This window comes from Geobacillus sp. FSL W8-0026, assembly GCF_037966255.1.
GTDB lineage: Bacteria > Bacillota > Bacilli > Bacillales > Anoxybacillaceae > Geobacillus > Geobacillus icigianus.
The window spans coordinates 2,622,685-2,645,960 of sequence record NZ_CP150194.1 but is presented as its reverse complement, the minus strand read 5'-3'; the positions used below and the strand labels follow the sequence as shown (position 1 = coordinate 2,645,960).

The 23,276-nt window shown below is 51.8% G+C and carries 26 protein-coding genes, 1 pseudogene and 1 riboswitch; of the genes and pseudogenes, 20 read left to right on the top strand and 7 right to left on the bottom strand.

What is annotated here, in order from left to right:
- Window positions 1-53: 53 nt before the first annotated feature.
- Both NST29_RS13215 and NST29_RS13210 read right to left on the bottom strand, forming a co-directional pair.
- Complete coding sequence (locus tag NST29_RS13215; protein ID WP_033843363.1) at window positions 54-869, bottom strand: ABC transporter permease; 816 nt, start codon at window positions 867-869, stop codon at window positions 54-56.
- On the bottom strand, window positions 866-1,882 hold the full coding sequence (locus NST29_RS13210) for an ATP-binding cassette domain-containing protein (RefSeq protein ID WP_033843364.1): 1,017 nt from the start codon (window positions 1,880-1,882) through the stop codon (window positions 866-868). The genes NST29_RS13215 and NST29_RS13210 overlap by 4 nt, the downstream gene beginning before the upstream one ends.
- A 208-nt stretch (window positions 1,883-2,090) precedes the next feature.
- Window positions 2,091-2,284, top strand: a riboswitch (cobalamin riboswitch).
- Between the two features lie 129 nt (window positions 2,285-2,413).
- Between NST29_RS13210 and NST29_RS13205 the strand changes: the two genes are divergently transcribed.
- The 9 genes from NST29_RS13205 (at window position 2,414) to menC (ending at window position 12,131) form a co-directional block, all read left to right on the top strand.
- Complete coding sequence (locus NST29_RS13205) at window positions 2,414-4,696, top strand: ribonucleoside-diphosphate reductase subunit alpha (RefSeq protein ID WP_339232241.1); 2,283 nt, start codon at window positions 2,414-2,416, stop codon at window positions 4,694-4,696.
- Window positions 4,697-4,893: 197 nt separating this feature from the next.
- Window positions 4,894-5,934: a ribonucleotide-diphosphate reductase subunit beta gene (locus NST29_RS13200; RefSeq protein WP_339232240.1), complete on the top strand. Its 1,041-nt coding sequence runs from the start codon at window positions 4,894-4,896 to the stop codon at window positions 5,932-5,934.
- 428 nt (window positions 5,935-6,362) lie between these two features.
- Window positions 6,363-7,277 carry a UDP-N-acetylmuramate dehydrogenase gene (murB, locus tag NST29_RS13195; protein WP_033019848.1) on the top strand — a complete coding sequence of 305 codons (915 nt, stop codon included), beginning with the start codon at window positions 6,363-6,365 and terminating at the stop codon, window positions 7,275-7,277.
- A 109-nt stretch (window positions 7,278-7,386) separates the two neighbouring features.
- Window positions 7,387-7,602 carry a hypothetical protein gene (locus tag NST29_RS13190; RefSeq protein ID WP_033019850.1) on the top strand — a complete coding sequence of 72 codons (216 nt, stop codon included), beginning with the start codon at window positions 7,387-7,389 and terminating at the stop codon, window positions 7,600-7,602.
- Between the two features lie 120 nt (window positions 7,603-7,722).
- Entirely contained in the window at window positions 7,723-8,466 is a 744-nt protein-coding gene (locus tag NST29_RS13185; protein WP_033019861.1) for a threonine/serine exporter family protein, read from the top strand.
- 17 nt (window positions 8,467-8,483) lie between these two features.
- Window positions 8,484-8,921: a threonine/serine exporter family protein gene (locus NST29_RS13180; protein ID WP_033843369.1), complete on the top strand. Its 438-nt coding sequence runs from the start codon at window positions 8,484-8,486 to the stop codon at window positions 8,919-8,921.
- Window positions 8,922-9,022: 101 nt separating this feature from the next.
- The gene (locus NST29_RS13175; protein ID WP_051962655.1) at window positions 9,023-10,213 is read left to right on the top strand and encodes a M20 peptidase aminoacylase family protein; all 1,191 of its coding nucleotides are present in this window, start codon (window positions 9,023-9,025) and stop codon (window positions 10,211-10,213) included.
- Entirely contained in the window at window positions 10,171-11,010 is an 840-nt protein-coding gene (locus tag NST29_RS13170; RefSeq protein ID WP_339232238.1) for a GNAT family N-acetyltransferase, read from the top strand. Before NST29_RS13175 ends, NST29_RS13170 begins: the two co-directional genes overlap by 43 nt.
- Window positions 11,007-12,131 (top strand): o-succinylbenzoate synthase, encoded by a 1,125-nt coding sequence (menC, locus tag NST29_RS13165; protein WP_033018455.1) that lies wholly within the window; start codon window positions 11,007-11,009, stop codon window positions 12,129-12,131. The genes NST29_RS13170 and menC overlap by 4 nt, the downstream gene beginning before the upstream one ends.
- 187 nt (window positions 12,132-12,318) lie before the next feature.
- Here the strand turns inward: menC and NST29_RS13160 are convergent, their stop codons facing one another.
- Both NST29_RS13160 and NST29_RS13155 read right to left on the bottom strand, forming a co-directional pair.
- On the bottom strand, window positions 12,319-13,854 hold the full coding sequence (locus NST29_RS13160) for a cation acetate symporter (protein WP_033018456.1): 1,536 nt from the start codon (window positions 13,852-13,854) through the stop codon (window positions 12,319-12,321).
- Complete coding sequence (locus tag NST29_RS13155) at window positions 13,854-14,195, bottom strand: DUF485 domain-containing protein (RefSeq protein WP_033018457.1); 342 nt, start codon at window positions 14,193-14,195, stop codon at window positions 13,854-13,856. Before NST29_RS13155 ends, NST29_RS13160 begins: the two co-directional genes overlap by 1 nt.
- Window positions 14,196-14,517: 322 nt before the next feature.
- Between NST29_RS13155 and NST29_RS13150 the strand changes: the two genes are divergently transcribed.
- From NST29_RS13150 to NST29_RS13140, 3 genes are all read left to right on the top strand, one after another.
- Window positions 14,518-15,933, top strand: a complete 1,416-nt coding sequence (locus tag NST29_RS13150; protein WP_033018458.1) for an amino acid permease — start codon at window positions 14,518-14,520, stop codon at window positions 15,931-15,933.
- A gap of 522 nt (window positions 15,934-16,455) precedes the next feature.
- Window positions 16,456-17,196 carry an RNA polymerase sigma factor SigI gene (sigI, locus tag NST29_RS13145; RefSeq protein ID WP_033018459.1) on the top strand — a complete coding sequence of 247 codons (741 nt, stop codon included), beginning with the start codon at window positions 16,456-16,458 and terminating at the stop codon, window positions 17,194-17,196.
- The gene (locus NST29_RS13140) at window positions 17,193-18,227 is read left to right on the top strand and encodes an anti-sigma factor domain-containing protein (RefSeq protein WP_033018460.1); all 1,035 of its coding nucleotides are present in this window, start codon (window positions 17,193-17,195) and stop codon (window positions 18,225-18,227) included. Before sigI ends, NST29_RS13140 begins: the two co-directional genes overlap by 4 nt.
- Before the next feature lie 12 nt (window positions 18,228-18,239).
- On the opposite strand, the gene NST29_RS13135 is transcribed toward NST29_RS13140, so the two are convergent.
- Entirely contained in the window at window positions 18,240-18,440 is a 201-nt protein-coding gene (locus NST29_RS13135; RefSeq protein WP_033018461.1) for an alpha/beta-type small acid-soluble spore protein, read from the bottom strand.
- 108 nt (window positions 18,441-18,548) lie between these two features.
- Here NST29_RS13135 and NST29_RS13130 point away from each other — a divergent pair, with 108 nt between their 5' ends.
- The 8 genes and pseudogenes from NST29_RS13130 to NST29_RS13095 all read left to right on the top strand — a co-directional run bounded on the left by NST29_RS13130 (window position 18,549) and on the right by NST29_RS13095 (window position 22,484).
- On the top strand, window positions 18,549-19,373 hold the full coding sequence (locus NST29_RS13130) for a sugar ABC transporter permease (protein ID WP_051985051.1): 825 nt from the start codon (window positions 18,549-18,551) through the stop codon (window positions 19,371-19,373).
- 14 nt (window positions 19,374-19,387) lie between these two features.
- Entirely contained in the window at window positions 19,388-20,215 is an 828-nt protein-coding gene (locus NST29_RS13125) for a carbohydrate ABC transporter permease (RefSeq protein ID WP_033018462.1), read from the top strand.
- 322 nt (window positions 20,216-20,537) lie between these two features.
- The gene (locus NST29_RS13120; RefSeq protein ID WP_165570906.1) at window positions 20,538-20,693 is read left to right on the top strand and encodes a hypothetical protein; all 156 of its coding nucleotides are present in this window, start codon (window positions 20,538-20,540) and stop codon (window positions 20,691-20,693) included.
- Window positions 20,690-20,857, top strand: coding sequence for a hypothetical protein (locus tag NST29_RS13115; RefSeq protein ID WP_011230441.1), 168 nt, complete (start codon window positions 20,690-20,692; stop codon window positions 20,855-20,857). Before NST29_RS13120 ends, NST29_RS13115 begins: the two co-directional genes overlap by 4 nt.
- Window positions 20,850-21,002 carry a hypothetical protein gene (locus NST29_RS13110; protein ID WP_165570907.1) on the top strand — a complete coding sequence of 51 codons (153 nt, stop codon included), beginning with the start codon at window positions 20,850-20,852 and terminating at the stop codon, window positions 21,000-21,002. The genes NST29_RS13115 and NST29_RS13110 overlap by 8 nt, the downstream gene beginning before the upstream one ends.
- Window positions 21,003-21,107: 105 nt before the next feature.
- The gene (locus tag NST29_RS13105; RefSeq protein ID WP_160331370.1) at window positions 21,108-21,263 is read left to right on the top strand and encodes a hypothetical protein; all 156 of its coding nucleotides are present in this window, start codon (window positions 21,108-21,110) and stop codon (window positions 21,261-21,263) included.
- 145 nt (window positions 21,264-21,408) lie between these two features.
- Window positions 21,409-21,743, top strand: a pseudogene (locus NST29_RS13100) (UPF0236 family protein); the annotation flags it as partial.
- Between the two features lie 300 nt (window positions 21,744-22,043).
- A complete protein-coding gene (locus NST29_RS13095; RefSeq protein WP_235597990.1) occupies window positions 22,044-22,484 on the top strand; it encodes a hypothetical protein in 441 nt (146 codons plus the stop codon).
- A gap of 134 nt (window positions 22,485-22,618) precedes the next feature.
- Here NST29_RS13095 and NST29_RS13090 read toward each other — a convergent pair whose 3' ends face one another.
- Entirely contained in the window at window positions 22,619-22,753 is a 135-nt protein-coding gene (locus NST29_RS13090; RefSeq protein ID WP_255358713.1) for a hypothetical protein, read from the bottom strand.
- Window positions 22,754-22,891: 138 nt separating this feature from the next.
- Entirely contained in the window at window positions 22,892-23,119 is a 228-nt protein-coding gene (locus NST29_RS13085) for a DUF4277 domain-containing protein (protein WP_339232235.1), read from the bottom strand.
- Between the last annotated feature and the right edge of the window lie 157 nt (window positions 23,120-23,276).

Below are 23,276 nucleotides of genomic sequence, written 5' to 3'. Positions count from 1 at the left end.
TTCTTAATATTCATTGGAGAAGCGGGGATGCTCATCGCGGACATCCCCAGTGGTTATGCCCGGCGCATATAGACACGAACGGTGATCGGAGCAAAGATCGCAACAATGGCTGCCGCGCCGAGCAAGGAGAGGACGAAATCGGTGCCTATCGTTCCGTGATTCGTCAACTCGCGGACGGCCGCGATCATATGGGAAATGGGATTGACTTTGGCAATCCATTGTAGCCAATCGGGCATCGTCTTGATCGGCACGAACGCATTCGATACAAACATCAGTGGGAACAACGCCAGCATGGAGATTCCCTGTACAGCGGCCGCATGACGGGCAATGACGCCGAAGAAGGCAAAGATCCAGCTGACGGCCCACGCGCATCCAATGGCGAAAACGCCTGCAAGCGCCACACTGGCGATCCCTCCTTCCGGACGGTAGCCGATAAGAAATCCCATGGCAAACGTCAGGGTGGTGGCGATGACATAGCGGACTACATCGGCTAATAACGCCCCAGCCAACGGAGCGATGCGGGCGATCGGCAGCGATTTAAAGCGGTCGAACACGCCTTTATCCATATCATCGCGAAGTTGAACTCCTGAAGTGACGGAAGCCCCGATCAACGTTTGGATGAGAATGCCGGGAATGATCATGGGCAAGTAGTTATGAACATTCCCCGCGATGGCTCCACCAAAGATGTAGGTAAACATCAAGGTGAAGATAATCGGCTGAAAAGTGACGTCAAATAATTGTTCGGGTGTGCGCCGCACCTTCAACAAACCACGATAGGCCATCGTCAGCGAATTTCGTACAGCTTGGGAAACGCTTGTACGGTTTTTATGTTGGCGTTTGACCTCCAATTGAGGAGACACTGGTTTCATCTCATCGCTTCCTCCCTTACATCATTGGATTCATCTGCACGTTTTTCCACTCCATGGCCGGTAATGGTCAGAAAGACCTCATCGAGGGTTGGTTTTTGCACACTTAACTCGGTTAAGTGGATGCCCTCTTGACGCAAGGCGATAAGCAGGTCCGTCACATGGTCTGGATCGGCCATCGGCGCCGTGATGTTCCCGGTTTCTAAGGATACTGTCGGCCGAACATGGAGAACGCGCTCAATGATGCGCTTGGCCGTTTCGATCTCTCCAGGATGTTGCAGCTTGACTTGCAATGACGATTGACCGATGGACGCCTTGAGTTCATCGGGTGTCCCTTCAGCGACGACTCGGCCGTGATCAATTACGGCGATGCGGTCTGCCAATTCGTCCGCTTCTTGTAAATATTGGGTTGTCAGCAGCACCGTTGTCCCCATATTCACCAAGCGCCGGATCGTTTCCCACATTTGATTGCGCGTGCGCGGGTCGAGTCCGGTGGTCGGTTCGTCAAGAAAAATGAGCGGCGGCTGGGCAATGAGGCTGGCGGCGAGATCTAGACGCCGGCGCATACCGCCAGAGAAATGTTTCAATGGGCGCTTGGCTGCTTCTGTCAAGCCAAATTCCTCCAATAATTCGCTTGTTTTTCGCCTTGCTTCTGTTCGGCTCAGTCCCAGAAGCCTAGAAAAGATCATTAGATTCTCTGTTGCGCTGAGCGTTTCGTCAACAGAGGCGTATTGACCGGTGACACCAATCAATTGCCGGACGATTTGCGGTTGTTTGACGACGTCGTACCCAAAAATTTGGGCGGAACCGGCGTCCGGGCGCAATAACGTCGCTAACATTCGGATTGTCGTTGTCTTGCCGGCACCATTGGGGCCCAGCACACCATAGATGGTGCCCGCGCGCACACGCAAATTGAGACCGTCCACGGCCCGGTGGTCGCCAAAGGTTTTCACCAATTCGTGTGTTTCCACTGCCCACTCTTGATGGGCGGGTGAGATTTGGGGTTTGTATCCCATTTTGTGTCCCCCTCCTTCGTATGATTCTCGTACATGGTGAATCGTAGCATGCTTTTATGAACGGAATGTGAACAACGGCATGATTTTTTGAGGAAGAGAAAATTTGATTCACCCACTCTTGCAATTCTCCCGGTTTTGGTATATGCTTGTTCCATCAGGATGATCATCCACTATATATTGTTTTGTTCTCTTTTTTAAACAACTATATATCGTTGCGCCAAGCAATGGTGTCCATCAGGACTTAATAGGGAATCCGGTGCGAATCCGGAACTGCCCCCGCAACTGTATGTGCGGACGAAATGGGATGGCCACTGGCGGCAAGAGCCATTTAGCGCCGCTGGGAAGGACCCAAAGTAGGACGATGCACGAGTCAGGAGACCTGCCTTGCTTGGAACGTTTCATGTTCTTCGGGGTGTGAGAAGATGAAACGATAGGGGAAAAGAAAAAGGGAGTTCGTCTGCCTTTTTCCGTCTGTCGTTTCATCCGCTCGCCTGCCCGAGCGGATTTTTTTATGGAGGAGAGGGGAAACGAATGACAGTGTCGACGAAATCAATTGTTGTCGATGATCAAGGAAAAGAGAAAGCATTTTCGCGCGAGGAGTTTGCTAGGTTGGTGGAGCAGGCGGCGGCCGACTTTGTCCGTTTGTCGCTCGAGGAATATGAAGAACGTGTATGGCAGCTTCTCAGCCGAAAAGAGATGGTCACCTTCCGGCAGCTGTATCAAACCGCCATTTTGGAAGGGCTGTCGTATATTAGTGAGGAGGAGCCGGAATGGACGTTTGTGTGCGCCCGCCTGTATTTGCAGCAACTGTACCGCGAGGCAGCGCGGCATCGCGGGTACGAGGAGCGCAAGCGGTATGGCGATTTCTACTCGCTCCTTGTTGCGCTGACGGAACAAGGAGTATATCATCCGCTGCTGCTTGAACGTTATACGAAAGAAGAAATTACGTCCATCGGTGCGCTTCTTGATCCGGAGAAGGACAAGTTGTTTACGTACATAGGGTTGCGCACGCTTGCGGATCGGTATTTGGCCCGCGATTATGAGCGGCGGCTGTATGAGTTGCCGCAGGAGCGATTTTTGGTTATCGCCATGACGCTTATGGCGAACGAACCACAGCAGCGGCGGCTTGAGTTGGTGAAGGAAGCGTATTGGGCGTTAAGCAACCTATACATGACCGTGGCGACGCCGACGCTTGCCAACGCCGGGAAGTCATACGGCCAGCTGTCGAGCTGCTTTGTCGACACGGTCGATGACAGTTTGCAAGGGATTTACGACAGCAACACCGACATCGCCAATTTATCGAAATCAGGCGGCGGCATTGGGGTCTATTTAGGGAAAATCCGGTCGCGCGGCAGCGACATTAAAGGATTCAAAGGGGTCTCCTCCGGCGTCATCCCGTGGATGAAGCAGCTGAACAACACAGCGGTGAGCGTCGATCAGCTTGGGCAGCGAAAGGGAGCTATTTCCGTCTATTTGGATGTGTGGCATAAAGATATTTTTGCGTTTCTCGATGCGCGGCTCAACAACGGCGACGAACGGCTGCGGACGCATGACTTGTTCACCGGCGTTTGCATCCCTGATTTGTTCATGGAAATGGTCGAACAGCGCGGCGACTGGTATTTGTTTGATCCGCATGAAGTGCGGACGGTGATGGGATTTAGTTTGGAAGACTTTTATGATGAGGAAAAAGGGAAGGGCAGCTTTCGGGAGAAATATTGGCAATGCGTCAACGAACCGAGGCTGTCGAAAGAAAAAGTGCCGGCGATCGAAGTGATGAAAAGCATTATGCGCAGCCAGCTCGAGTCGGGGACGCCGTTTATGTTTTACCGCGATGAAGTGAACCGACAAAATCCGAATCGCCATCTCGGGATGATTTACTGCAGCAACCTTTGCACGGAAATCGCGCAAAACCAAAGCCCGACGGTGATGAAGCGGCAATATGTGAAAGACGGAGTGATTGTGATCGAAAAAATCCCGGGCGATTTTGTCGTCTGCAATTTATCGTCGATCAACTTGGCGCGTGCGGTGACCGATGGGGTGTTGGAGCGGCTCATCCCGATTCAAATGCGGATGCTTGATAATGTCATTGATTTAAATCACATTCCGGTGCTGCAGGCCGGTTTGACGAACGAAAAATACCGCGCTGTCGGGCTTGGCACTTTTGGCTGGCATCATTTGCTGGCGTTAAAAGGCATTCGCTGGGAGTCAGAGGAAGCGGTCCGCTACGCCGATGAACTGTATGAAACGATCGCGTATTTGGCGATTCAAGCGAGCATGGAGCTCGCCAAAGAAAAAGGGAGCTACCCGGCGTTTGCCGGATCGGATTGGCAGACGGGCGCTTATTTCGAACGGCGCGGCTACCAAAGCCACGGCGAGCTCGATTGGGACCGACTCAAGAGCAATGTGGCCCGCTACGGGGTGCGCAACGGCTATATCATGGCCATTGCGCCCAACGCCTCGACGTCGATCATCGCCGGCAGCACGGCGAGCATCGATCCGATTTTCTTAAAAGTGTATGCCGAGGAAAAGAAAGATTATAAAATTCCTGTGACCGTGCCGGATCTAAACGAACAGACGACATGGTATTACAAATCGGCGTACCATATCGACCAACGTTGGAGCATCAAGCAAAACGCCGCGCGCCAGCGCCATGTCGACCAAGCCATCTCATTTAACTTCTACGTCATGAATACGATCAAGGCAAAGGAGCTGCTCGATTTGCATTTGACGGCGTGGAAGTCGGGGTTGAAAACGACGTATTACGTGCGTTCGACATCGGGGACGATCGAAGAGTGCGATTCGTGCGCGAGCTGACCGGGGCCAAAAGAGGCGCACTTCCTTGTGCCGGAGAGGCGTAAGCGGTTGGCCGCGCGCACGATACTATATAAGCTACAATTTGGTTTTCCATGGCATTGTTGCTCTTCTTGTCACCGTGCCAGCTTGTCAGGTGATCAAGATGGGACATGGAGATCAGAAATTCTTTTATAGAAAACGAAAGGGAGGAATGGACGATGACGATCGGCTTAGTCAAACGACCTATTATGGATCCGGAGGCGCCGAACCGCTCGACGGGCATCATCAACGGCCGCTGCTCGAATGTGTTGAATTGGGATGATCTTGCCTATCCGTGGGCGTATGCCAAATATAAGCGAATGCTCGCCAATTTTTGGACGCCGTTTGAAATCAATATGGCGCAAGATGTGAAGCAGTTTCCGCAATTAACGGCTCGCGAGCAGGAGGCCTTTTTGAAAATCATCGGTCTTCTGGCGCTGCTTGACAGCATCCAAACCGATTACGCCGGACGTGTCGCTGATTACATTACCGATCCGAGCATCAACGCGCTCATGATTATGCTCGCCCAGCAGGAAGTCATTCACAACCATTCGTATTCGTACGTGCTTTCGAGCCTTGTGCCGAAAGCGAAGCAAGATGAAGTATTCGACTTTTGGCGGAACGAACCGACGCTGCGCAAGCGGAACGATTTTGTGACGAACGGCTACAAGGCGTTTGCGGAAGAGCCGAATGTGGAAAACTTGTTGCGCTCGATCGTTTTTGACGTCATTTTAGAAGGACTGTTTTTCTACTCAGGGTTTGCGTTCTTCTACAACCTCGCGCGCCAGCAAAAAATGGTGGCGACGAGCACGATGATCAATTACATCAACCGTGACGAGCACATTCATGTCGATTTGTTTGCGAAAATTTTCAAAGAAGTGTTGAACGAATATCCGGAATATCGGACGTCGGAGTTGGCGGATTTTGTCCGGGAAACGTTTACGAAAGCGGCTGAGCTGGAGATCGAATGGGCGCGGGAAATCATCGGCCATGAGATCGATGGCATCGACTTGGCTGATTTGGAGGCGTACATTAAGTTTTACGCCAACGTCCGCGCCCACCAGCTTGGGTTTGACCGCCCGTTCGACGGCTATCGGACGAACCCGCTTCGCTGGATTAAAGCGTATGAAGAAGTCGACCTTGGCAAATCCGACTTTTTCGAACAAAAGCCGCGCCAATATACGAAAGTGCAAGTGGACAACGGATTTGATGAGTTGTAATGATAGAGAAGCCACGTTTGACAACAGTCAGCGTGGCTTTTTGTCAGGCAAGGCGCCTTTGGCTTGATTTGCCGTTTTTTGAACCAATAGGAGCGAGCGTTTTGGCAGGACAGATGGCCAAGCAGTCTGCAAACGTGAGGGGACGATAAGGATAGAAGCGGGCGTTCGATGGGGGTTGTGCTGTTGGCGCGCAAAGCAGCTCACCTGATTCAAGGGTGAGCTGTTTTCGTTCAGAGGAGAAGAGTCAGGCAATGAAAGAGGAAGAAAAGAGACGATAGCGTGGCCCATCCCACGTCACCTTTTGGCCCCGTCCGGAATAAAACAGAATCAGGAACATTGCCCACTTGATATGAGGGGCGATTCCGGCGATAATGGAAGCGGTGAATGCCGCTGGGCGGCACGGAAGACGTAAAGAAGGTGGCAGAACGATGGAACGTGCAGAACATCTTTATCAAAGACTCGTACAGATTTGTGGTGAACGAAATGTCCTTCGCGATGAGCCGATGAAAAACCATACATTGGTGCGGATCGGCGGCAAGGCCGATTTTCTCGTCTGGCCGGAGACGTATGAGCAAGTCATTGAGGTGTTGCGGCTGAAAGAAGAGTACGGCCTGCCGTTTACGCTTCTTGGCAACGGTTCGAACGTCATTATCCGCGACGGTGGGCTGCGCGGCATCGTCATGCAGCTGAAGCATTTGAACCGCATTTGGCGTGAAGGAAACAACGTGATCGCCCAAAGCGGAGCCGATATTAAAGCGGTGTCGCGGTTCGCGCTCGAACAACACCTCACCGGGTTGGAGTTTGCCTGCGGCATTCCGGGGTCGGTCGGCGGGGCGATTATGATGAACGCCGGAGCGTACGGCGGCGAAGTGAAAGATGTGCTTGACCATGTCAAAGTGGCGACGCTTGCCGGTGAGTTGAAAACGTTGAAAAAGGAAGAGCTGGAGCTTGGCTATCGAACAAGCTTGATCAGTCGGACGCATGATATTGTGCTCGAAGTGGTCTTTGCGCTCCAGCCGGGCGACTATAAGCAAATCAAGGAGAAAATGGATGATTTAACCTTTCAGCGCGAATCGAAACAGCCGCTTGAGTATCCGTCGGTCGGAAGCGTGTTTAAGCGTCCGCCGGGCTATTTTGCTGGCAAGCTCATCCAAGACAGCGGCCTTCAGGGAAAAGGATTCGGCGGCGCCGAAGTGTCGACGAAGCATGCGGGATTCATTATTAACAAAAACAATGCGACCGCTGCCGATTACATTGCGACGATCGAAATGGTGCGCAAAACCGTGAAAGAAAAATTCGGGGTCGATCTGGAGTTGGAAGTCAAAATTATTGGCGAGGAATGAAGGAAGATCCGAATCCGGTTTGCGGGTTCGGATTTTTTCATTTTGACGAGAGGAAAAATGAAACCGACCGCCAATAGGTAAGAAAAGGGGTTATGAACGGGGGAAGAGGATGAAGCTTCGTTTTATTATCAACCCAGCCGCCCAAAACGGCCGGTCCGTGTCCATTTGGAAGCAGCTGCAACCGCAGCTGAATCGGGAAGGAATCGCCTATCAGGCGTATTGGACGAGCCGAAAGGGAGAGGAAAGGGAAAAAGGTCCAAAGGGACAAAAAACTAGCAAAGAAAGGAAAACGGTGCGACCTCGTTCGCTGTTTGGCAATGGCTAGCGGGTTTGGTATAATGGAGGAGAGTTGGGTAAAAACCGTGTGTGAGCAAAACTCCTGCCATCGATTGGCGGGAGTTTGTTTTTGCCGGCGGATGTCCAAAGGAAAGGAGACGGATGGATGATGGGCGAACGAATTGAGGACGTTGTCGATGTTTGTTTGTTGGCGGGAAAGTTGATGCTTGAAAGCGGCGGGGAGACGTATCGGGTGGAAGATACGATGATGCGGATTGCGGCTTCGTTTGGCATGGCGCGCTCCCATAGCTATGTCACGCCGACAGCCATCATTTTTTCGATTGAGGGAACGAACTCGACGCGGTTGATCCGCATTTCTGAGCGCTCGACCGATTTGGCGAAAGTCGCGGTCGTGAACGATATTTCCCGGCGCATCAGCCGCGGTGAACTGACGCTTTCGGAGGCGCGCGAGGAGTTAGCGCGCGTCGCGTATGCGCAACCAAGCTACCCTCTTTGGCAGCAAACCGCCGCGGCTGCGTTGGCCAGCGCTTGTTTTGCTTCGCTGATCGGGGGCATCGCTCATTTTCTCCCGTCGCTCGTTTCCGGAGGAGCTGCCTTTTGGTGCTTTGAAATGGTGCACCGATTGGTGAAAATACGGTTTTTTGCCGAATTTTTCGCCGCCTTTGTCGCCGGTTGGCTTGTCTTATGGTTGGCAAAGGCTGGATTCGGTCGGGATGTCGCAAATATGATGATCGGATCGGTGATGCCGCTTGTGCCAGGATTGGCGATCACGAATGCGGTGCGTGATTTAATGGCCGGTCATCTGATCGCCGGGCTGTCCCGCGGAGCGGAAGCGTTTTTGACTGCGTTTGCGATCGGCACGGGCATTGCTTTTGTTTTGTCTATTCGATGACAGGGGAGCAGGGAACGATGATCATGATGCAGTTGTTGCTTAGTTTTATGGCATCGGCGCTGTTTGGCATCATTTTTAACATCCCTCCGCGCTTGTTGCCGCATAGCGGGTTTGTCGGGATGAGCGGGTGGGCGGCTTATATGTTCGCTTTCCGATCCGGAGCGGATGGGGTGATTGCGACGTTTATGGCTTCGTTTTTTGTCGCCTTTTTGAGCAATGCGTTCGCCCGCCGTTATCGGGCGCCGGCGACCATTTTTATTGTTCCCGGCGTTCTTCCGCTCGTGCCGGGCGGGACGGCGTTTGAAGCGATGCGCCATGTCGTTATGAACGATTACAATACGGCGATGGCTCTGGCAGCAAAGGCATTGATGATTTCCGGCGCCATTGCCATGGGCTTGATTTTTTCGGAGGTCGTCAACCAACTGGCGAGACGCCGCCGTCATTCATCGCGATAGGTTGTTTTTTCCTTTCTGCCTATTTGTCGTTGCATTTGTTTGTTTGAATATTATAATAAATATAATCATCATTTCATCTTTTAAACAGCCGGGGGAGAGCAATGAAGGACATCATCAGACAGCTGAAAACAGAGCTATGGGAGATTTTTGACCATCTTCATCGTCATCCAGAAATCAGTTGGGAGGAGTGGCAGACGACGGAATTTGTCCGTCAGGAGCTGGAGCGCGAAGGGTATCGGGTGCGAACGTTTGCCGATTGTCCGGGCGCGGTGGCGGAAATCGGCGCCGGCCCGTTTACGGTCGGAGTGCGCAGCGACATGGACGCTCTTTGGCAAGAAGTCGACGGCGTTTGGCAGCCGAACCATGCGTGCGGGCATGACGCTCACATGACGGTCGTGCTTGGGGTGGCGAAATTGCTTCGCCGCATCGGCTATGAGCCGTCGGGGACGCTCCGGTTTTTGTTCCAGCCGGCCGAAGAAAAAGGCACAGGGGCGTTGAAGATGATAGAAAAGGGAGCGGCCGATGGCTTGGCGTTTTTGTATGGCGTTCATTTACGTCCGGTTCAGGAAGTCAAAAGCGGGTACGCGGCGCCGGCGATCCTTCACGGGGCGGCGCAATGCATCGAAGGACGAATTCGCGGTGTAGCGGCCCATGCCGCGCGGCCGCACTTAGGCGTCAACGTCATTGAGGTCGGCAGCGCTATCGTTCAGGAGCTGGGCAAAATTCATATCGACCCCCAAGTGCCAGCATCGATCAAGATGACGAAGTTTCACGCCGGTGAAAAAGATGCGAACACGATCCCGGACTACGCGGAATTTGCCCTTGATTTGCGGGCGCAAACGAACGAAGCGATGGAGCGGCTCATCGAAGGGCTGCGCCATGTGATCAACGGGGTCGCTGCGATTTACGGAGCTGATATTGAGCTTATGGAGCAGGCGCGCATCGTCGCCGCTCATCCCGATCCAGATGCCGTGCGGCTGATGGAGGAGGCGATTATCACGACTTTGGGGGCGGAAAAGTGCGTTCCGCCAGTCGTGACGTCGGGAGGGGAGGATTTCCATTTTTATTCCTTTAAGAAACCGGAACTGAAAACAACGATGCTTGGATTAGGCTGCGACTTGCACCCTGGACTCCATCATCCCAAGATGACATTCCGGCGCGAGGATTTGCTTTCCGGCGTGGAAATTTTGGCGCGGGTTGTGATGAATACGTTTGTGACGTTTGCGCCGCGGGGGGAGAGCGAGCGTGCGTGCCTCTGTCGCTGCAAATCATTGAGACGATCGAACAATTGAACGAGATGGCCAAGCTTGAGGAGGAGATTTGGGGAACAGCACCAATTCCGCTTCATCAAACGCTGACGGTGGCGAAAAACGGCAGCTTGATCATCGGGGCGTATGCGGACGGGAAGCTCGTCGGCTTTGTCTACAGCTTTCCTGGGTTTCGGAACGGGGAAGTGTATCTTTGCTCCCATATGATGGGGATTGCCGAATCGTTTCGCGATCAAGGGATCGGCTATCGCTTAAAAATGAAACAGGCGGAAGAAGCGCGCCGACGCGGCTATCAGCGTATCCGCTGGACGTACGATCCGCTGCAAAGCCGCAACGGCTACCTGAACGTAGCGAAGTTGGGGGCGGCAGCCGTCGGCTATGTGGAAAATTGCTACGGCGAAATGAATGATGCGCTGAACGGTCAGCTGCCGTCCGATCGCTTCATTGTCGAATGGCGGCTTGATGAGCGTCCGACCGGGGAGCGGAGCTTGGCTACAGCCGATGTTCTCAAGGCGAGACGTCTGGTGGTGCTCGATGCAGACCAAAGGGCTGACGGCCTGTTGCGGCCGGTGCTGAAGGACGTCGATGAAAAAGCGGCGCCGTTGTTGTTGGCTGCGATTCCGCTTGACTTTCCGCAGTTGAAAGAGCGGGATCTCGCGTTGGCGCTTGAGTGGCGGTTGACGACGCGCGCTTTGTTTCAGCGGCTGCTCATGGAAGGCTGGATTGCCGCCAGCGCTTGGCGCCGTTCCGGGGAGCCGGCGATGTATTACATATGGAGGTGGAGAAACGAATGGCTGCCGCAGAAAGGGGAAGAGGAATGACGATCAGCATCGAGTACGTCATCTTGCGCCATTTGCGCATGGAGTTGAAGTCGCCGTTTACAACGAGCTTCGGCACGTTTCAAGCGAAAGAGTTTCTTTTAGTGGAAGCGGTCGATCGCGACGGCGTCTCGGGTTGGGGCGAATCGGTCGCCTTTGCCGCCCCGTGGTACAGCGAGGAAACGGTGAAAACGAACTGGCATATGCTCGAGGACTTCCTTGTCCCGCTTGCGCTGGCGGAGCCGATCGATCATCCAGCGGAACTGTCAACGCGCTTTAACGCCATCCGTCAAAATCATATGGCGAAAGCGGCGCTTGAAGGAGCGGTGTGGGATGTATATGCCAAGCGGCTCGGCGTCCCGCTTTATCAAGCTCTTGGGGGGACGAAAAAGGAGATTGAAGTCGGTGTCAGCATCGGCATTCAGCCAACGGTGGGCGACTTGCTGCGGGTCATTGAACGGTATGTGGCGCAAGGATATCGGCGAATCAAGGTAAAAATTAAGCCCGGATGGGATGTCGATGTCATTCGCGAGGTGCGGCGCGCGTTTCCGAACGTGCCGCTCATGGCCGATGCCAATTCGGCGTACACGCTTGCCGATATGGATCGGCTGAAAGCGCTCGACGAATTCGGGTTGATGATGATCGAACAGCCGCTTGCCGCCGATGATCTCATCGATCATGCGCGCTTGCAGCCGCTTCTTGAGATGCCGATTTGCCTTGATGAAAGCGTTCGTTCCTATGACGATGCGCGCAAGGCGCTGGATCTTGGCAGCTGCCGCATCATCAATATCAAAATTGGACGTGTCGGCGGGCTTGGGGAGGCGAAGCGCATCCACGATCTTTGCGCTGAGCGCGGCGTGCCGGTGTGGTGCGGGGGAATGCTCGAAGCGGGCATTGGGCGTGCCCATAATATCGCCATCACGACATTAGAAAACTTCACCCTTCCCGGCGATACCGCCGCGTCGTCCCATTATTGGGAGCGGGATTTGATCATTCCAGAAGTCGAAGTGGATGACGGCTTGATTCGCGTGCCGGACGCCCCCGGCATCGGCTACGGTGTCGACCGCCGCCAAGTCGAGCGGTATACACAGTTTGCCAAGGTGTTTCATCGGGCGACGACATAAAGCGGATGGCATTTAATAAGCCTTCCATTTTATTACATAAAGGGGAAACGAAAAATGATCATAAGACTGATTGAGGGGAGCGATGCGGCAACGGGGAATTTGTTATTATAGTACAAACTGCTGTAGCACTCATGTTCAGCTGGCCCAAAACGCGTTGCCGCTTTGGGCCAGCTCTTTGTTCGTGGCGTTACACCCGTCCGATTCCGGTGTTCGCTTTGACGACAATTTCGGTGTATTTCTTTTCGTCCGCTTTTTTCGACGAAACGAGCGTGCCGATGACGGCGCCGAGAAAGCCGAGCGGGATCGAGATGATGCCCGGGTTGGCGAGCTTAAAGAGCGGTTCGCCGACGAAAATGGCGACCCCTGGCTGCGGCGACCAGACGTTCGGACCGAAGAAGACGAGCACCAAGGCGCTGATGAGCCCGACAAGCATCCCGGTAATCGCTCCAGTCGTGTTAAAACGGCGCCAGAAGATGGTGAACACGATCGTCGGCAAGTTGGCGCTCGCCGCCACCGCAAAGGCCAGGGACACAAGGAAGGCGACGTTCATTTTTTGCGCGAACAACGCTAACAAAATCGAGAGTACGGAAACGCCGACCGATGCCCAGCGCGCCGCCTGCATTTGTTCTTTTTCCGTTGCCTGGCCGCGCCGCAAAATATGGCTGTAAAAATCGTGGGCAAACGCGGAGGCGGCTGACAGAACGAGCCCGGCGACAACGGCCAAAATGGTCGCGAACGCGACAGCCGAGATGAAGGCGAACAAGAAATCTCCACCAAGCGCTTCGGCCAACAGCGGAGCGGCCATATTGCCGGCGGGGTTAGCGGCGACGATTTTGTCATAACCGACAAACGCGGCGGCACCGAACCCTAAGAAGATGGTCAACACATAGAAAATCCCAATGATCCATGTTGCATAAACGACCGATTTGCGCGCGGTTGGCGCGTCTTTGACCGTAAAGAAGCGGATCAAAATGTGCGGCAGCCCGGCCGTTCCCAACACGAGCGCCAAGTTTAATGAAATCGTATCAAGCGGGTCTTTAAACTTGTTGCCCGGGTTTAAAAACGCTTCGCCAAGTGGCGTGGCGGTTTTGACTTCATGGAACATTTTAGCGATGCTGAAGTCGAATTTGGCAAAGACGATGATGGAAATGATAAACGTACCGACCATCAACAAGACGGCTTTGACGATTTGCACCCAACTTGTGGCCGTCATGCCGCCGAAGACGACGTACACTGTCATCAAAACGCCGACGATCAAGACGGAATAAATGTAATCGAGCCCAAGCAGGAGCTTAATGAGACCGCCGGCACCGACGAGCTGGGCGATCATATAGAAAATCGAAATGGCGATCGTATTTAACGCCGCGACGCCGCGCACTTTTTTATCGTCAAAACGGGCGGCGATCATGTCGGCCATCGTGTATTTGCCGAGGTTGCGCAGCGGTTCGGCGACGATGTACAAGACGACAAGGTAGGCGACGAGAAACCCGATGCTGTAAAAGAAACCATCAAATCCCGCCAAGGCGATCATGCCGGCGATGCCCAAAAAAGACGCCGCGGACATATAGTCGCCGGCGATGGCCAGCCCGTTTTGCCAGCCGGTAAGGCTGCTGTCGGCCGTATAAAACTCGCTCGTCGTTTTCGTCCGTTTCGACGCGTAGTACGTAATGACCAACGTCAAGGCGACAATGACAAGAAAGAGGAAAAAGGCGAGCCCATGCATCAGACATTTCCTCCTTCCACCGTTTCTTGTTTCACTTGTTCGACGATGTTGTCAAATTCGGCTGCGCGCTTTGAATAAAGGATGCATAAAGCCCATGTCATGATAAATTGCGCGAACGCAAACAGCCAAGCCCAGCTGACCGGTCCGATCGCCTTCGTATTGAGCGCTTTCGAGTACGACGTTAATACCGGAAGGGCGAAGTAAAAAACGAAGAAAAAGACGATCGCCGGAACGATAAAGCGTTTCTTCGCTTGGATGAGGGCGCGAAATGAAACGGACTGGGCGATCGCTTCGTAATTGGCGCCGGTCGGCTCGGAAAATGACTGCTTTTTGACGGCCATGAAAATCCCTCCTTAGTTCGAATTAAAACGTTTTCAAAATAAGATATCGACGCACACCGTTGGTCGGAAAGACTGTCCTCCTTTCTTGTCACAAATTTGTCACATGTTCATTATATAATTGACTGAAAAATTTGTAAATTGTTTTTATTCAATCGATAACGAAAAAAATTTTTTTGCTTTGGCGCGCCAAACGGAAAAAATTTTTTGCTGTTTTTCTTATTTTCGCACTTTACAAAAAAACCATCATCATGTACAATGCTAACTGTACTTGTTTCGATAAATTTCAACAAATTTCTACAAAAAACGACAAGGGGAGACATCTATGAGTTTGTTTCGTAAAAAACCGATTCACTTGCTGATCAATGAATCGGCGGCGAAAGGAGCCTCGCTGCGCAAGGAGTTAGGGGCGTTCGATTTGACAATGCTTGGCATCGGCGCCATCATCGGGACGGGCATTTTCGTCCTGACCGGGGTGGCGGCGGCGGAACATGCCGGTCCGGCGCTTGTTCTTTCGTTTATTTTGTCGGGGTTAGCGTGTGTGTTCGCGGCGCTTTGTTACGCGGAGTTCGCTTCGACGGTGCCGGTGTCCGGAAGCGCGTATACGTACAGCTATGCGACGTTCGGCGAACTGTTCGCCTGGATTTTAGGATGGGATTTGATTTTGGAGTACGGCGTCTCTTCATCGGCGGTTGCCGTTGGCTGGTCCGGTTATTTCCAAGGCCTGCTTGCCGGGTTTGGCATTGAGTTGCCAAAAGCGCTGACGAGTGCGTATGATCCGGCAAAAGGAACGTTCGTTGATTTGCCAGCCGTTTTGATCGTGTTGCTGATTGCTTTCCTGCTGAATTTGGGAGCGAAAAAATCGGCCCGTTTCAACGCCATCATCGTGACGATCAAAGTTGCGGTCGTGCTCCTCTTTTTAGCTGTCGGTGTTTGGTATGTCAAGCCGGAAAACTGGACGCCGTTTATGCCGTATGGCTTCTCGGGTGTCGCGACCGGCGCGGCGACGGTATTTTTCGCTTACATCGGCTTTGACGCGGTGTCGACGGCGGCGGAAGAAGTGCGCAATCCGCAGCGCGATATGCCGATCGGCATCATCGTCTCACTGCTTGTGTGCACTTTGTTGTACATCGCTGTTTCGCTCGTGTTGACAGGCATTGTTCCGTATGAACAGCTCAATGTCAAAAACCCGGTGGCGTTTGCGTTGAACTATATTCACCAAGACTGGGTCGCTGGTTTTATTTCGCTCGGAGCGATCGCCGGCATTACGACGGTGCTTCTCGTGATGATGTACGGACAGACGCGCCTTTTCTACGCCATCAGCCGCGACGGGTTGCTGCCGAACGTGTTTGCCCGCATCAGCCCAACGCGCCAAGTGCCGTATGTCAATACGTGGCTGACTGGAGCGGCTGTAGCGGTGTTTGCCGGCGTCATCCCGCTCAACAAATTGGCCGAACTGACGAATATCGGCACGCTCTTTGCCTTCATTACCGTTTCCATCGGTGTGTTGGTATTGCGCAAGACCCAGCCTGATTTAAAACGGGCTTTCCGCGTTCCGTTCGTCCCGGTCGTTCCGATTTTAGCCGTCTTGTTCTGCGGTTATTTAGTGCTTCAGCTTCCGCCGATGACATGGATGGGCTTTGTCTCGTGGCTGCTGATTGGCTTAGCGATTTACTTTGTCTACGGCCGGAGGCACAGCGCGCTCAATCAGGCGGGTGCCAAAAAAGAGAAAGTCGGCTGACGATTGTCAAAAGAAGAGAGGTTGATCCAAACGGTGTCGTTTGGACAACCTCTTTTTTTGCTTCGGACGGCTGAGCAGGGGAAAAACGGACAGAGGTTGGGCAAATGGGCTTGGAAACGGGGCGGGAACACCGGGGCCGGCCACATTCCTCAAGCAGGTCGGTGAAACACAGCTGCCACGAGCCAATCAGCGGCATTACACCTTAAGGATGATTTTTCCATTCCTGATTTTTACCCAGCGAGCGAACCGGTGATGTTTCAGCCGTCGTTTCTAAAGGGGGGGGAAACCGCTGTCACACACGAATCGGCGGCATTTTCATTCAGAAAAGAAAGCTGATTTTGCAAGGCTTCTCTCATTGAGAAACGGATGGAATCAGCAGTATTTTACACTAAATCACCAACCTTCTAAACGAGTTCCCCGGTTGTGACACCTTTCTCTTGAACGACGGCCACATTTCCGTTACGATGTACGAATAGTGTAAAGAAGAGCGTCAGTCCGTTTCATTTAAGCGGGGTGAAATCGATGTTTGGCACATTATTGAAAAAGAGAGAGAGAACGCTTGAACGGACGGTGGCAGAGATCCAGCAAGGGAATGAAGCGCTGCGCAATGACTTGATCCAGCAATACAAGCCGTTTATCGCCAAAACTGCCTCGAGCGTCTGCAAGCGGTTCATCCGTGAGGAAGATGATGAGGCGAGCATCGGGTTGATTGCGTTCAATGAGGCGATCGAAAAATATGCGCCGCACAAGGGCGGCTCGTTTCTCTCCTTCGCTGAGCTGCTCATTAAGCGGCGGTTGATCGATTACATTCGGAAAGAGGCGCGAATGCGCGAATCGGTCTGGCACGTTGAGGACGGCGAGGACAGCGAACAGGCGGCCCAGACGTATTTGGATGCCAAACTCTCCATTGATGAGTTTTACAAGCAGATCGAGCAGCAGCAGCGGCGCGAAGAAATCATTTACTACCGGCAGGTGCTAAAACAGTTCGGTATTGATTTCCATGATCTGGTTGAACAGTCACCGAAACATAAGGATGCCCGTCTCAACGCCGTTCGTGTCGCCCAGTTGTTAGTTGAAAACGAGGAATGGCTTGCCCTCTTGTTTCAGAAAAAGCAATTGCCCATCAAACAGCTCGAAACAATGGCATCCGTCAGCCGCAAAACCATCGAGAGAAACAGAAAATACATTATTGCGGTCGCGGTCATTTTGGCGGGTGATTATCTTTACTTAAAGGACTATATAAAAGGGGTGCTTTCATCATGAAAAAGGGGATTGTGCTCGAATGGGACGAAGAGTTCGTCACGGTGCTGACGCCGGAAGGAGAATTCGTACAGCTGAAAAAAGAACGAGAGTACGAAATAGGGGAAGAAATTGAGGCGCGACCGGTCCATTCATCGTTTCCGTTTCGGCGCCGCTCCTTTCGATACGCTCTTGTGAGCGCCGTCATCGCTGCCGCACTCTTGGTGGCCACTTGGATACAGCGGCCCGCCGATACGGTGTACGCGTATATGTCGATCGACATCAACCCGAGCATTGAAGCCGGAGTGGATGATGAGCTGCGCGTATTGACGCTCAAAGCCTATAATGAAGAAGGGAGCGACGTGCTCGCGGCGCTTTCAGCATGGAAAAGCGAACCGTTTTCAACGGTGGCGAAACAAATTATTGCTTTGAGTGAACAAAAAGGGTATTTAAGAGCGGGCGGTGAGGTGCTGATTACGACGGTGGAAACCGAACGAGACCTCTCTTCGGAACGGAAGCTGTCGGCCGAGCTCGCGGAAATCCGGCAAGCGGTAGCCGATGAACAGATTGTCGTCACAACGAAACAGAGCACGATGGAAGTGCGCAATCGAGCCGTCAAACGGGGAATGACAACAGGAAAGCTGCTGCAAATCGAGAAAAAAGGAAAACCCGTCCCGCCATCGCCCTCCCATTCGCCAAACGGCAAAGAGAAGGAAGGGAAAAAAGGAAACGAACCGTCGCCGTCGTCCACGAAGCCGCCGGCGTCAACGAAGAAACATCATGATGAGCCAAAACAACCGAAGGGGCAGAAAAACGAACAACAGCCGCCGCATCAGCGGAAAAACGCTGATCCCCCTTCAAAACCGTCCCCTGCAGACAAAATGTCCCCCAAAGGGAAAAACAATGAGAACGCCCGTCCTCTGCGGCCGGGCGGTCATGATGAAAACAAACGGGCCGGGGAGGGAAAAGGCAACCCTACACGCGGTTCGCTCGCTCCAAACGAGACCGACCGAAAGACGAAAGCAACGGATGGCAACACAAAAAAAGCCGAGTGATTGCGCTCGGCTTTATTCCGTTCTTCGGCCCGTCAGCTCGCTTTGCGCCTGAGCGATGAGCCGTTTCGTTATTTCTCCGCCGACAGAGCCGTTGGCGCGCGAAACAGTGCCAGCCCCAAGCTGTACGCCAAACTCTTGGGCGATCTCGTATTTCATTTGTTCCAATGCTTGTTCAATGCCTGGAACAAGCAGTTTGTTGCTTCCACGTGCCATTCTTTTTTGCCTCCTTCGTCATGTTTCGATGTGGCATCATTAGTATAAGCAAACCGTTGCTTGGGTATAGGTGGGAATGAAAGGGAGGCAAGATGATGAAAAAAGTCGTTGCAAACTTTATTCATCATCGGTCCGATCGTATTTGCCGTTTTTTTAGCATTTCATAAAGTGCAGCTGTTAGGAACGGCATCTTTTGAGTTTGTAGGGTTTGATAACTTTGCGCGCATGGCGCATGATACTCGGGCAAAAATCGCGTTGTGGAACACCGTGAAATACGTCGTCATTGTCGTTCCTTGTCAGACCGTTTTGGCTCTTGTATTGGCGGCTACTTTAAACGCAGGGTTAAAAGGAGAAAAGTTTTTCCGCATCGTTTACTTTTTGCCAACATTAACGTCCTCTGCCGTGCTGACCCTTATTTTTATGTGGATGTACAACCAAAACGGCTTCATTAACCATGTGCTTGAAGCGGTTGGACTGCCGACTTACAATTGGCTAGGCGATCCAGACGTTGCTTTGAACGCGATCATGATCATGAATATATGGTCGACGGCTCCGTATTTTATGGTTATTTACTTGGCGGCATTGCAAGATATTCCTGATTCCTTGTACGAAGCTGCGGAATTAGATGGGGCCAATGCTTGGCAGAAGTTTTGGCACATTACCGTCCCTTATTTGCGCCCAGTGACGTCGTTTGTCGTGATTATGGGGTTAATTGGAACATTCCAGTTATTCGACCAATCGTACATTTTCTCGGCCGGTTCTGGCGGGCCGAACAACTCGACGTTAACCGTAGTGCTTCTCATTTATCAATACGCGTTTAAAACGTTAGGGACGATGGGATATGCGGCCGCGTTAGCATTTGCGTTAGCCATCGTCATTCTCGTGGCGACAATGCTGCAACGAAAGTTATCGAAAGAGGAGTCCCTCTATTAAGGAGTTGAGGACGAATGAGGAAAAAAACACGGATCGGAAAAGCCTTGCTGTATGCGGTGCTTGTGATTTATGCGGTCATTACGCTCATTCCTTTTTTATGGGCCCTATCCTCTTCCTTCAAAACCCTTGAGGAAATGGTCAGCGGTACGATTTCGTTGATTCCCAACCACTTCACGCTTGAGAACTACAAGCAAATTTTTGTGGAACAGGAGCTGTTTCCGCGTTGGCTCTTGAACAGCGTAGTGATTGCGGTCGTCGTTACGGTGCTGAACTTATTGTTTAACTCGATGGCTGGCTATGCGCTCGCACGGCTGCAATTTCCCGGGAGAAAACCGCTGTTTTTGATCATTTTGGCCGTCTTAATGGTTCCAGCTCAAGTGACAATGATTCCGAACTATTTGATTTTGAAACAGCTCGGGTGGTTGAACTCGTATCAAGGCATGATTGTGCCGACGATGATAAACGCGACGTTTATTTTCATGATGAGGCAATTTTTCATTAACTTTCCAAGAGAGTTGGAAGAAGCGGCGGAGCTTGACGGCCTTGGTCGGTTCGGAACCTTTTTCCGGATCGTCCTGCCGCTCGCCCGCCCGGCGCTGGCGGCTCAGGCCATTTTCGTCTTCATGGGTTCGTGGAACGATTTCATGCGCCCGCTCATTATTTTGTCGGATCCGCAATTGTTTACGCTGCCGCTTGGCCTGAACAGCTTCAAAGGACAATACATCAGTTATTGGAACTACATCATGGCCGCCTCCATGGTGTTTACTTTGCCGGTATTGATCATTCATGCGTTTTTCAATCGTTATTTTATAAAAGGGATTTCGTTTACGGGCGGGAAATAAAGATGGGTTTGTTTCTGTGTGCGCGTTGAGAACGGAAGAAAGGGCTTTGATAAGGCTGTACCAAGGTCTTCCTGACCTTGGTACAGCCTTTTTTTCATGCGGCATAGGCGTTGAAAAAACGAGCATCATATAGGTGAAATACCTACGCTGCGAGGAAAGGGATCAACGCCATGGAATGGACGATGCGGTGGCCGAGGCAGGCAGGAAAGAGGATAAGGCGAGGATGGGGGGCGGCTGCGCTTGCCGTCGTGTTGAAGCCATGACGGTGCATAATCGATGTATGGCCGAGGCACGATAAGAAAAAAGCGGAAGGAGGATCAAGGTGGCTGACATCGCGTTCCCGGTTGCCCGTCTTCATGACGGGACGCTTCGCCAGCTCCAGCAGTTGGAACAGCGGCTGCGCGAAGAGACGGGGGAAGAAATTGTGCTTGTCGCTTATCAACGGAAAACGATAGATGAAGGGGAGATGAAACGATGATGAAACGAAAAGTGAAATTCGACGCGGCGAAAAACAACAATAAAACGCCGACCGAGAGCCTGCCGGATACGGAATTTGCCGCGCAATACGCCGGCGAAGAAGACATGATTCGCGGCGCGAACCGCAATTCGAAAAAAGGGCGCCAAGGAGGCGGCGATGGATAACGATCAGAAGGAGCGGCCTGTCCAACGAAATGAAGAAATGGCGTTTGAATGGGGCGATTTTGCCGCTCATCAACCTATTTGGCTGATGGAAGAGCAAAAACGGGCGAAGAGGAAGGAAACAAAAAAGAAAGACCCACCGCGGTGAGAGGGCTGTCTGCCAGCCGCTTTCACAGCAGGCAAGCGAAAACAGAAGGGACGCCGGAAGCGGCGTTCTTTTTTCGTGCCATGAATGGGCAGCTCCCATTTGCGAATGAATCGAATGTGGCGAAACAGCAGCGATGGTGAGACGCGGCTTCATCGATTCACGGAAACGAGCCCGCCGTTGATCATCCAGAATCGGGAACATCCGCATGTGCTGACGGAAGGAGTCGGTAAGCGGGTGCTCAATGGAAAAGAAAAGCACTGACAACACTCCGGGCGTAAGGCCCGAGTTCGACAATTTTGTGGTCATTTTAGGCAAACGAAAATGGCCAAAATGCTGTGATATCAAGGAGTTCACGATGTGGCCCCCTAGAAAAAAACGCCGGATTTCATAGGCATACGACTTTCCTATTTTACCTTTGGGCCACGCCGAGATGTGATGAGCCGGTTCGCGTACCGGGTGAAATCCCGCCGCAGCTGGAAGGACCAAGGACTTTGGGCGTTACTGAAGGCGATGGTGGCCTAAATCGACGGAATCGGGTGGAGAACGGGGCAGTTGGAGGAGGAAGAGCCCCAGAGGGCAGCCTCGGCCCCGCCGAAGCAGGAGCGGATCAAACAGGCCAAACGGAAGGCAGGGTGGTTGTTGGCGGAGGTGATGCGCCAGAACATCCCGTGTCTTCAGCGGTCATCGGGGACGACGATCTACCAAGCATTGTCGGCGCTTCGGGACGGTGGATGGATGTAAAAAAATGGATAGAAAAAACCATCTCAAGATGAGGGATGAGAGTCCGAAAGCGCTTACGATAACAATTCATAAAAATGGTCTACCAACCGGTGATTGACAACGCCCGTAGTAGACCGAAAAAATGTTCTCCACAAAGTCTTGACTAACTCAATCGGAAATTCTTTATTGCAACTTAGATAGTTCATTTAAGTATAGTTTTTTTAAATTCTTTAGTATATTTTATAATCGGATTAATTATGTTTCATTACTTTGAAAAGATAGCATTGAAAAAGGGAATTCAAAGTTAAAGAGGTGATATTAATGTTCAAATTGGTAAGAATGTTGAAATTGCGAGACTTAGAGTTGTTTCGTTTAGATAATCAAGATAATGAAACTGTCTGTATGCTATTGATTTTAGATTATAGGAGACCTAGTGTTTTAGATGATTTTCCTATTTTAAAGGAAATAGAGGATGAGGATTCATTTGAAGGCGCGGAGAATTATATCCACACGGTAATAATTTCAGAAAAAGAATTAGAAGAAAATATTGTGAACCAAATTGCTGAGGTAATCGAAGGGTTAGTTGAACATAAGCCAAATTGTGATAATAATAACTCTTTCTATATTAGTAAATTCCCTCATCATTTTGAGGTTGGCACACATTTAGTAGAGTATATTAAACCTATCTTAGATAAGATGAATTTTGACATTGATTTAACATATATCACTGATAAACATTTTAATTACTTGACTCAGGAATAATCTTTAACTCACCTTTCGCACCTTAACAGGGTAGAAAGAAAGGATGTTTTATTTCGTTTTTCAGAATACCATTTCGACCAACACAACGAGCGATGGCAATCCTTTTTTACCATCGCTAGTCGTTGCGTATGACGTCACACGTCAATGCTCTCATCCATGCCCAATCCTTGCAGGATCCTTCGCTGATCAGGGGTGAGCGGTTTCCCTAACGCGCGTTGGATGCGCCCATCCGGCAGCTCTAGTAGGACGACGTTCACATACCGGAACAATTGAAAAATCGCCTGCCCGGTCGGGCGGGTCAGTTTCCGGCCCCCCGCGCCCTTTCATGGGCGTTCCGGGGTGATGAACGGACGCCCGGCGCGGGAAATGGCCAAGGCCAACAGAGAGAGGCTTTCTTTCTTGTCGATCTACACGAGGCAAGACGAAAGGACTTGATGGAGATTCGCCTCATACCGTCGATCCCAATGACGCGCGATGGCATCGTCGTTGAACCAAGACGGCTCCAGCCCTGGCCGAATCCGCTTCGGCCAATCGATGTCATGCACCCATTGTTCCCAATGAACGAGCGCTTGCCGGGGCCGCTCAAGATATCCAGAATGATTAGTTTGACGATATCGCTGGCTCGAGTTTGGCATTGCGAATTCACGGGAACGAGATGATCCATCAACTGAGGAAGGTCAAGATCTTTGAACACGGTGCTTATTCTATTCAAATAAGAACTTTCATAATAATGGCCCGAATTCAAACGTCCATGATGGGCAAACTCCTTTGCTTTCCTTGTGTTTCAAGGTT

Coding starts and splice junctions, on each gene's coding strand:
- NST29_RS13125 (WP_033018462.1), top strand. CDS start 19,388: ATGAGGAAAAAAACACGGATCGGAAAAGCCTTGCTGTATGCGGTGCTT.
- NST29_RS13140 (WP_033018460.1), top strand. CDS start 17,193: ATGAAAAAGGGGATTGTGCTCGAATGGGACGAAGAGTTCGTCACGGTG.
- NST29_RS13185 (WP_033019861.1), top strand. CDS start 7,723: ATGGGCGAACGAATTGAGGACGTTGTCGATGTTTGTTTGTTGGCGGGA.
- NST29_RS13095 (WP_235597990.1), top strand. CDS start 22,044: ATGTTCAAATTGGTAAGAATGTTGAAATTGCGAGACTTAGAGTTGTTT.
- murB (WP_033019848.1), top strand. CDS start 6,363: ATGGAACGTGCAGAACATCTTTATCAAAGACTCGTACAGATTTGTGGT.
- NST29_RS13175 (WP_051962655.1), top strand. CDS start 9,023: ATGAAGGACATCATCAGACAGCTGAAAACAGAGCTATGGGAGATTTTT.
- NST29_RS13150 (WP_033018458.1), top strand. CDS start 14,518: ATGAGTTTGTTTCGTAAAAAACCGATTCACTTGCTGATCAATGAATCG.
- NST29_RS13160 (WP_033018456.1), bottom strand. CDS start 13,854: ATGCATGGGCTCGCCTTTTTCCTCTTTCTTGTCATTGTCGCCTTGACG.
- NST29_RS13200 (WP_339232240.1), top strand. CDS start 4,894: ATGACGATCGGCTTAGTCAAACGACCTATTATGGATCCGGAGGCGCCG.
- NST29_RS13180 (WP_033843369.1), top strand. CDS start 8,484: ATGATCATGATGCAGTTGTTGCTTAGTTTTATGGCATCGGCGCTGTTT.
- NST29_RS13210 (WP_033843364.1), bottom strand. CDS start 1,882: ATGGGATACAAACCCCAAATCTCACCCGCCCATCAAGAGTGGGCAGTG.
- menC (WP_033018455.1), top strand. CDS start 11,007: ATGACGATCAGCATCGAGTACGTCATCTTGCGCCATTTGCGCATGGAG.
- NST29_RS13115 (WP_011230441.1), top strand. CDS start 20,690: ATGATGAAACGAAAAGTGAAATTCGACGCGGCGAAAAACAACAATAAA.
- NST29_RS13135 (WP_033018461.1), bottom strand. CDS start 18,440: ATGGCACGTGGAAGCAACAAACTGCTTGTTCCAGGCATTGAACAAGCA.
- NST29_RS13105 (WP_160331370.1), top strand. CDS start 21,108: ATGAATCGAATGTGGCGAAACAGCAGCGATGGTGAGACGCGGCTTCAT.
- sigI (WP_033018459.1), top strand. CDS start 16,456: ATGTTTGGCACATTATTGAAAAAGAGAGAGAGAACGCTTGAACGGACG.
- NST29_RS13110 (WP_165570907.1), top strand. CDS start 20,850: ATGGATAACGATCAGAAGGAGCGGCCTGTCCAACGAAATGAAGAAATG.
- NST29_RS13205 (WP_339232241.1), top strand. CDS start 2,414: ATGACAGTGTCGACGAAATCAATTGTTGTCGATGATCAAGGAAAAGAG.
- NST29_RS13085 (WP_339232235.1), bottom strand. CDS start 23,119: ATGCCAAACTCGAGCCAGCGATATCGTCAAACTAATCATTCTGGATAT.
- NST29_RS13155 (WP_033018457.1), bottom strand. CDS start 14,195: ATGGCCGTCAAAAAGCAGTCATTTTCCGAGCCGACCGGCGCCAATTAC.
- NST29_RS13215 (WP_033843363.1), bottom strand. CDS start 869: ATGAAACCAGTGTCTCCTCAATTGGAGGTCAAACGCCAACATAAAAAC.
- NST29_RS13190 (WP_033019850.1), top strand. CDS start 7,387: ATGAAGCTTCGTTTTATTATCAACCCAGCCGCCCAAAACGGCCGGTCC.